8 protein-coding genes are annotated in these 7416 nt (G+C 61.6%); 1 reads left to right on the forward strand and 7 read right to left on the reverse strand.

All coding sequences use genetic code 11. The features are described 5' to 3' along the window. Window positions 1-23 precede the first annotated feature (23 nt). Together H7I57_RS20240 and H7I57_RS20245 are read right to left on the reverse strand one after the other, a co-directional pair. Window positions 24-824: a hypothetical protein gene (locus H7I57_RS20240; protein WP_264025601.1), complete on the reverse strand. Its 801-nt coding sequence runs from the start codon at window positions 822-824 to the stop codon at window positions 24-26. Between the two features lie 53 nt (window positions 825-877). Further along, window positions 878-1903, reverse strand: a complete 1026-nt coding sequence (locus H7I57_RS20245; RefSeq protein ID WP_264025602.1) for an acyl-CoA dehydrogenase family protein — start codon at window positions 1901-1903, stop codon at window positions 878-880. Window positions 1904-2135: 232 nt separating this feature from the next. Between H7I57_RS20245 and H7I57_RS20250 the strand changes: the two genes are divergently transcribed. Then, complete coding sequence (locus H7I57_RS20250; protein WP_264025610.1) at window positions 2136-3287, forward strand: acyl-CoA dehydrogenase family protein; 1152 nt, start codon at window positions 2136-2138, stop codon at window positions 3285-3287. Between the two features lie 71 nt (window positions 3288-3358). Here H7I57_RS20250 and H7I57_RS20255 read toward each other — a convergent pair whose 3' ends face one another. From H7I57_RS20255 to H7I57_RS20275, 5 genes are read right to left on the reverse strand one after another with little or no spacing between them, the layout of a single operon-like run. After that, window positions 3359-4132, reverse strand: a complete 774-nt coding sequence (locus tag H7I57_RS20255) for an SDR family oxidoreductase (protein ID WP_264025604.1) — start codon at window positions 4130-4132, stop codon at window positions 3359-3361. 46 nt (window positions 4133-4178) lie between these two features. Further along, window positions 4179-4940 carry a crotonase/enoyl-CoA hydratase family protein gene (locus tag H7I57_RS20260; RefSeq protein WP_264025605.1) on the reverse strand — a complete coding sequence of 254 codons (762 nt, stop codon included), beginning with the start codon at window positions 4938-4940 and terminating at the stop codon, window positions 4179-4181. Window positions 4941-5000: 60 nt separating this feature from the next. Beyond that, entirely contained in the window at window positions 5001-5201 is a 201-nt protein-coding gene (locus H7I57_RS20265) for a ferredoxin (protein ID WP_264025607.1), read from the reverse strand. A gap of 3 nt (window positions 5202-5204) precedes the next feature. Continuing rightward, on the reverse strand, window positions 5205-6482 hold the full coding sequence (locus tag H7I57_RS20270) for a cytochrome P450 (protein ID WP_264025608.1): 1278 nt from the start codon (window positions 6480-6482) through the stop codon (window positions 5205-5207). A gap of 27 nt (window positions 6483-6509) precedes the next feature. After that, complete coding sequence (locus H7I57_RS20275; protein ID WP_264025609.1) at window positions 6510-7292, reverse strand: coniferyl-alcohol dehydrogenase; 783 nt, start codon at window positions 7290-7292, stop codon at window positions 6510-6512. Between the last annotated feature and the right edge of the window lie 124 nt (window positions 7293-7416).

A 7416-nucleotide genomic window follows, 5' to 3' on the forward strand; every position in this document is an offset into this window, starting at 1 on the left:
GCAGACGGGCTATCGCCCGTCAACTACGAGATCAGGGAATCCAAGACCAAGCCGGAAGCGGCATAGGAAACCCTCCACGATTTCGGGGGAACCACAGTGGTGATGCCCTGCTTGAGTTGGTACCCGGGACCGAAGGGCAGACCATCGCGCCCCTGCCAGAAACAGCCTCCACCAATTTCACCGTCGTCGTACTCGTGCATCCACGACACCCACATCCCCTGCAGTGCGAGCGCGATCGGCAGTTCGGGATACACCTTGCCAGGCGGCCCGTACGCATAATCCTGGTGAGCGAACCCCGATACCTCGACACCGTCGATTGTTCCCTGGGCGGTCATCACCTCGTGCCGGTAATAGACCCGTTGATCGATTCCTTCCTGGACCGGAACGTGGACGACGAAGACGTCGCTGACCGTCTCCGCGTGTATCTCCCATCTGCCACCGGCGTCATACCGGTGACACCCGTTAGCGTCTCGGCTGATGCGACCGCTGCCGAAGGCCACATCCAACCGATCAAATGACTCCGCGTACTGCAGGGGTTCATAGAAGTCGATCGAAGAGTACTCGGGGTAAAGGTGTGCCGGATCAGCGTCCATGGATCGTTCGAGTTTTCGGAAACCGCAGATCGGCGACACCACGTGCGTCATACCGACGAGAAAGTCGTCGGTGCCGCGCAGGCCCCAGTAGTCTTGCCCTGAACTGTCGGACACCACGGCGCCCAGCCACGTGCCCGCAAGTTGGAGCTCCTCCTCAGGTCTCCAGCTCCTTCTGTAAAGCTCAAGCGACGGGGGCAGGCTGAAGATCTCGAATTCGACCGCTTGCGGCATGTGAGTTCTCCTCGATCGCGGTGTTTCCAGCGCTGGCTCTGTTGGTAGTCGGGTCAGTTGGCGCCGTAGCGCGCGGCAGCGACTCGGTCGAGTCCAGTGTTTGCATCCCCGAATACGTTCGCCCATCCGCGGCAGCGGCGGTAGAACAGCTGAATGTCCTGCTCCATCATGAATCCATAACCGCCGTGAAAGTGGACGCCCCGGTAGGTGACATCGCGTGCTGATTCGTACGCGAATGCAAACGCCATCGCCGCCAACTCGCTCGCCCGGTCAGGTTCATCGACGACGGCGCACGCGGCGCGGTAAGCGAGCAAACGGGCACCGTCTATAGCGGTGGCACTGTCGGCAAGCCGGTGTGAGACAGCCTGAAACGCCCCAATCGGTGTGCCGAACGCTTTTCGTTGCGTTGCGTAGTCGACAGTGATCTCCAAAGCGCGCGCAGCTGCCCCGACGAGGGCTGCTGCCTGCAGGGTGATCCACATGTCGATCGCTTCGTCGAACAACCGCGCCGCTTCCGGCGCTGCCGCGAGCACAACCGACTCCGGCCCGATTTCCACGTCCGCCAGCGGCATCGAGCCCAGATTGCTCACCACTGTTCGGTTGTCGCTCAAGCGAACGAGAACCAGCCGATCACCATCCAACGCGACGACAGCGTCGGCGACCGAACCTCCGGGCACCAAGCCAAGTCGACCCGCCGCCGGTGGCCGGGGCGCGAAGGTCACCAGCTGCTCCCCCTCGAGCACCGATGCCAGCGTGGCAGCTGCCGCCTCGTTACCCCGCGCCGCGCAAACCTGCAGCAGCATCGCTGCCACCTGTGTTTCCACCAGGGGCGCTGACCCGACCGCACGGCCGAACTGCTCAGCGACCAAGGCCAGGTCAAGGCGACTAGCAGCCCATCCCCCGGTGTCCTCATCGACCACCATGTGCAACACACCCGACTGCACGAGTGCGGCCCAGAGTTTGGGGTCAAAACCCGTCGACTCGGCGGCTCGCACCCGCTCGCTGCCGGACTCACGCTCGAACAGTCCGGCAAAGGATTCGACCAGCTGACGCTGCTCATCACTCAAGGCAAGATCCACGCTCAGCTCTCCTCGACACGCGTATTCAAGCGCTACAACGTATCTCGCCGGGGTCGCACCCTTACCGGGCCGCCGCAGGTTCACAGCAGCCCCGGCCAGTGCGCACGCCTAGGCGAGAATGCCCACTCTCGCACAGAGTAGTACGATGGATCAATGCAATCCGACGTCAAGGTGCGCCCAACCGTCCGCCGCAATAACGGATCCGCGGACATTCACATCGGGAGATGCTGACGTGCGATTCCGACTGGATGCAGAACTGGAACGATTCCAATCGCAGGTGCGCGACCACCTGAGCGCCGCTATGACGCCCGAACTCGTGGAACAGATCTACACGACGGGCGTATTCCACGACTCCGAATTCGCCCGCGGACTCGCCGAAAAAGGTTGGTATGGGGCAAATCCTGCAGAAGACGAGCGGCTAAGCCCGTTTCAGACGCAGATCCTCATCGCCGAACTGCATCGTGCGGACGCACCGATGTACCTCGGGGAAACGACACGAATGGTCGCATCAGTGGTGCGGCAGGTCGGAACCGCTTTTGTCCGGGAACGGGTGCTTGAAGGCGCCGCGAACGGGGATGTGACCATCGCGCTGGGTTTCAGCGAACCCGAATGCGGATCCGATGTCGCGGCAGCATCCACCCGCGCGGTTCGCGACGGTGACGACTGGCTGATCAACGGCTCGAAGATGTTCACCACCAACGGCCACATCGCCGACTACGTCTTCCTGTTGGCCCGCACCGACCCTGCGCAGCCGAAGCACAAAGGGCTGACGATGTTCCTCGTCCCGACCGGTTCTGATGGCTTCGACGCCCAAGCGGTGTGGACGCTGTCCGGTGAACGCACCAATATCACGTTCTACAGCGACCTTCGCATCAGCGACCAGTGGCGTATCGGTGAGGTGAATGCAGGGTGGCAGACACTGTTACTGGCCCTTGAGGACGAACATGCCTCAGGGTGGGGCCCGCACATTGCCCGTCTGCTACAGCACGCCGAGCGGTGGGCAGCCGACGCCAAAGACACTGCGGGCATCGCCCGCATCAACGATCCGGATGTGAGGCGCCGGCTTGCGCGGGCGGCGATCGAGGTCGAAGTGTCGTCGCTACTGCTTTCTCGTTGCGCGTGGCTCGAAGAGACCGGACAGCGAATCGGAGCAGAGGGTCCGATGTCGAAGCTGTTCAGCACAGAGGCACTCGAACGAGCGAGCCAAGACTTCAACGAGATGGTGGGCGCCGACGCACTGCGTAGTCCCTTTGACCCGTCAGCTCCGGAGAACGGTCAGATCCAACAGATCATGCGCTTCTCGCTGGGGACCACGATCTACGCAGGAACCAGCGAGGTCCAGCGCACTATCATCGCCCAGCGCGGGCTTGGTCTGCCCCGCTGACCTTTATTCCACAAGCGACACTGCCGCAGGGACGGATCTTATCGACGCCCCCGCGGCAGTTGTCTGTGTTACTACTTCGGCTGGAAGCGCTGAGCCCCATCCATTCGGACGACCTCGCCGTTGATATAGGTGTTTTCGAGCAGATGCTGGGCGAGCAGTGCATACTCCGACGGCTTACCCAACCGCTTGGGAAACGGAATGGCCGCTGCGAACTTCTGCAGTCCCTCTTCGCCGAACAGCTCCATCAGGGGTGTACGGATGGTACCCGGCGCGATGGTGTTCACACGGATGCCGACCGCCGCCAGGTCGCGTGCACCGACCAGCGTCAACCCGATGACGCCTCCCTTCGCCGACGCGTACGCAGACTGGCCCATTTGACCCTCGTAGCCGGCGATCGAGGCCGTCATGACCACGGCTCCCCGTTCCCCGTCCTCGGTACTGGGCGACTGCTTGGCGATCCGTGCGGCAGCCAGCCGCAACACGTTGTAGGTACCGGTCAGGTAGAGGTCGACGGTCTTCTTGAATCCGTCGATTGTCGCCGGTTCGCCGTCGCGGTTCACCACCTTCTCCGCGACACCGAAGCCGCCGTGCGCGATGACGGCATAGCGGAATTCACCCAACTGCGCGGCCCTGTCAAGCGCAGCTGCAACCGATTCGTCATCGAGTACGTCGGTGTGGACATAGGCGACCGAGTCGCCGAGTTCCTTGGCGAGCGCTTCGCCCTTGTCGTCGGCGAGGTCGGCTATGACGACACACGCGCCGGCGTCATTCAGCTGGCGAACGGTCGCCTCACCAAGACCTCCGGCTCCGCCGGTTACCAGAACGACTTTGCCCTTCAATGACATTCGACTTTCTCCTTCGGTTTTGACTGTCAGTATTACCGCGAGCGAACTACGTCCCAGTCCAGTTCGGTTCCCGCTTCTCAGCGAACGCCTTCGGTCCTTCCTGGGCATCCTTGCTCATGAAAACCGGAGCTAGGTATTCCATTTGGCGCTGCCACATTTCGGACGAAGACCAATCGGCGGACTTGATAACGATCTCTTTGCTTGCGGCAATCGCCAACGGGCCATTCGCAGAAACCCGCTCCGCCAATTTCAGAGCCTCGTCCAGGGCGTGTCCGTCCTCGGCGAGAATGTTGACGAAGCCGAGGGACAACCCATCCTCCCCCGTGAAGGTATCGCCCGTGAGGATGAGCTCCATGGCTTTCTGATGCGGCATACGATGCTGGATCCGAAGCAAACCGCCCGCGCCGGCGAGCAGGCCACGTTTAACTTCAGGCAGGCCAAATCTCGCGGATCTGGCGGCGACGATCAGATCAGTGGCGAGAACGAGTTCGGTGCCTCCACCGACGGCGTGGCCCTCCACCGCCGAGATCATCGGCTTCCTCGGTAACTTCTCCGTGAAACCGAGTCCGCGGCCTTCGATGAAAGGATAATCACCACTGGCCATGGCCTTTAAATCTGCTCCCGCACAGAAGCTTCCAGCTGCCCCGGTGATGATGCCGACCGACAGGTCAGGATTGGCATCCAGTTCATCAACAGCATCCGCCAACCCTCGAGCCACAGCGGAATTGGCCGCATTCTTGACCTCGGGGCGATTGATAGTCATCACCAGCGTTCGCCCCTGGCGTTCTACCACTACCTCGTCTGCCATCTCTATCCTCCGGATTGTGTCGGCTCTGGAGAGCCGGAAACTGTGCAGGGCCGCCGTAGCTCAGCGCTGCGACGCAATGCCAATCGCCCCTGTCGGACATCGTGAAACTGCCTGTTGAAGTTCTTCGAGTCGGTCGTCCCCAACGACTTCCCTTTGCAACGTTGTCAACCCGTCGTCGCCGGTGCGAAAGACGTCAGCGACGAGCGACTCGCAGATGCCGCTGCCGATACAGGAGTCTTCGTCGAAATTGATGCGCACCACGAGTCAGTCCGCCAACTTCACGGACATGTGCTTGACACCGTGGATCAGACTGCTGTGCAGGTATTGCGGTTCGCCCAGTTCGACGCGGGGAAGCCGAGTGAGCAACTCTCGGAACAGATGTCGCAGCTGCATTTTAGCGACTTGTGCACCGAGGCAGAAGTGCGCGCCCCCACCGCCGAAACCGACGTGTGGATTCGGAGTGCGCGTGATATCAAACTCGTTCGCCCGGTCGAAGACCGAATTGTCACGATTCGCCGAACAGTAGAACAGAACGACCTTCTCCCCCTGCTTGATTGATTCGCCAGCCAATTCGGTGTCTACAAGTGCCGTTCGCGCGAACGCGATCAACGGGTTCGACCAACGAACGAGCTCCTCGATGGCACCGCCGATCCGATTGTCGAAGTCCTCAAGCAACCAGGCGACCTGTTCAGGATGGTCGACAAGAGCCTTAAACCCGTGTGACGTGGTCTGTTTGGTGGTGTCGTTACCGGCAGCCGCCAGCAACACCATGAACGACCCGATATCTGTATCGGTCAGCCGCTCGCCGTCGATCTCGGCTTCCACCAGCCTGGTCATCAGGTCATCGGCTGGTTCGTCCCGCCGCCGCTGCGCGAGCTCCGTTCCGGTGGTGTTCAAGAAGGTCAACTGTGCGAAGGTATGAGCCGCGATCTCCTCGATGTCGGCGTACTCGGTATCGGTGCCACCGAAGAGAGCTTCCGCAGCATAGGCGACAGCTTCGCGATCGCTCGGAGCGATCCCGATCATGTCCGAAACCGTGCGCATAGGCAGTTTCGCCGAACACTCGGCGACGAAATCGACTTCCTCACCGCTACCGAGCTTCGTGAGGAGATGGTCGACGACCTCAATAGCGTTGGAGCGGATCTGCTCCTCGATCAGCTTCACCTGCCGAGGCGTGAACACCGAGCTGATCAGGCGACGGTAACGCGAGTGGTCCGGCGGGTCCATCGCAAGGAAGAATGTACTGATCTGCTGGATCTCGGCCGGCACGTAGTCGATGCTGATGCCGTAACGAGATCCGAAGATTTCGTTGTGCTGGCTGACATACTTAAGATCCGAGTGCCGGGTGACGGCCCAGTAGCCGGTCTCCTCGGAGGGGAAGATCGTCGACACCGGGCGTTGCCAGCTGAGGCCATCTTGGGCGCGCAGCTCGGCGAACGTCTCGTCACGGGTGGGGAAGGTCTGTTCCCAGAACACGCGATCGGAAAGATCCAGCGAATGATACGGCCGTGGAGTACGCGCTTCGGTGTCTTCAATGGTCATCAGTGGCTCCAGATAAATAGGTAGTGCTCAGACCGCGGCCAGCATGGAAGTCAGCATCGCGTTTGCGAATCCCCCGTCGACCTGAATGTCCTGGCCCACAACCCAACTGGCGTCGGACGAGGAGAGGAATGTGATCACCGGTGCTATGTCGGCGACAGTCGCATGGCGTCCCACCGAGGCCCGCGCGGCATCGAGCACGTCCTTTCCCATCGACTGCTCGAAATCGCGCAGAATAGGCGTCTCCACGGGTCCGGGACTGACGGTGTTGACCCGCACGCCGTGGTCGTTCCACGCAATGGCTGCAAGCTTCTTCGCGAAGACCAGCAGCGCCTCCTTCGAGGTGCTGTAGACGGGATAGTTCGGGTCTTGTCCAGCCTGCCAGGCAGCGACTTCGGCGACAGTGTCAGCGCCGAGCAACCCCGCGATGTCGGCCGCACGCTGCTGCCACGCCAGTCCGGCAATGGATCCGACACCGACGATGGAGCCACCGCGACGCATCAAGGGCAGCATGCCCTCGGCCATCCATCTAAATCCGAGGTAGTTGACGGCCAGGACATCGGTCGCGGGATGCGTACCCGGCACGCCGGCCACATGGGCCAGAACGTCCCAACCGGGGCCGATCCGAGCCAGAAATGCGTCGACCTCCTGGCGGTTCCGCAGATCCACCTTCTCGAAGTCTCCCACCGATACCGGGCCCGAGTGCTGATCGACGCCTAGGACGTAGTCACCGTCGGCGTGGAAACGCAATGCGGCCGCTGCACCGATGCCCGACGCCGCACCGACGACGACGACCTTTCGCTGTTGTGTCATCACGATCCTCTGCTGATGCGCGGGTTTCAGGGCAGTGCGATGGTGGCGGTTCCTGGGGTGGTGGCTTCGTCGTTTTGGTTGAGGACATCGATGTCGAGCACGACAAGGTTGCGCCCGTTTTCGG

It is taken from the genome of Mycolicibacterium pyrenivorans (assembly GCF_025821625.1).
GTDB lineage: Bacteria > Actinomycetota > Actinomycetes > Mycobacteriales > Mycobacteriaceae > Mycobacterium > Mycobacterium pyrenivorans.